The sequence below is a fragment of the Hyphomonas sp. UBA3601 genome (assembly GCF_002375605.1).
In the GTDB taxonomy this organism is placed as follows: Bacteria; Pseudomonadota; Alphaproteobacteria; order Caulobacterales; family Hyphomonadaceae; genus Hyphomonas.
In genome coordinates this window covers 1-861 of sequence record NZ_DFME01000102.1, presented here as the reverse complement: position 1 = coordinate 861, position 861 = coordinate 1, and the positions used below count along the sequence as shown (strand labels likewise).

Sequence of the window (861 nt, the reverse complement as noted above, 5' to 3'; positions counted from 1 at the left end):
TCGTCGACCAGTTCCAGCGGGTCCATGGCATTGCCCTTGGACTTGGACATTTTCTGGCCCTTCTCGTCGAGCACGAGCGCGTGGATGTAGACGTCCTTGAACGGAACTTCCCCCATGAATTCGAGGCTCATCATCATCATCCGGGCGACCCAGAAGAAGATGATGTCGAACGCGGTGACCAGCGTTGCCGTCGGGAAGAAGGTTTTCAGATCGTCCGTCTGCTCCGGCCAGCCCTGCGTCGAGAACGGCCAGAGCGCGGAGGAGAACCATGTGTCGAGGACGTCAGTATCTTGGACTAGATTTATCCAATAAGGCTTGGTTCCCCCAATATGTGATACTGAAAAGCCTTTTGGCTTTCCTGAGTCACAAAATACACTGAACTCCTCGCCGTAGTATTCTTCTGCTTGAATTATGGCCTCAGCCTCGTTGATTGCGCAGAATATCTTTTGCGCATGTCGTTCATCCGATAGACGGTCTCCGGTCGGGGTTTTATCATCAACACTCTCATCCGTTTTCAAGGTAGGACCATACCAAACCGGAATCCGGTGTCCCCACCAGAGCTGGCGGGAGACGCACCAGGGCTGAATGTTTTCCATCCAGTTGTAATAGGTCTTTTCCCAATTCTCCGGGACGAATTTGGTCTTGCCCTCTTTCACCGCGGCGATGGCAGGCTTGGCCATTGTCTTGGCATCGACATACCACTGGTCCGTCATCCACGGTTCGATGACGACATTGGACCGGTCGCCGAAGGGCTGTTCGATCTTGAGGTTCTCGATATCCTGTAGCAGCTCCGCGTCCTCGAAAGCCGAGACAACTTTCCGGCGTGCGTCAAAGCGATCCAAGCCGCGATACTCAGCCGGA

Annotated in this window: 1 protein-coding gene; it reads right to left on the bottom strand. The window is 54.1% G+C overall.

Annotated elements, in window-relative coordinates:
* Positions 1–861, bottom strand: an 861-nt coding sequence (locus B4F73_RS10030; protein ID WP_290481355.1) for a class I tRNA ligase family protein, incomplete at both ends; no start/stop codon positions are given.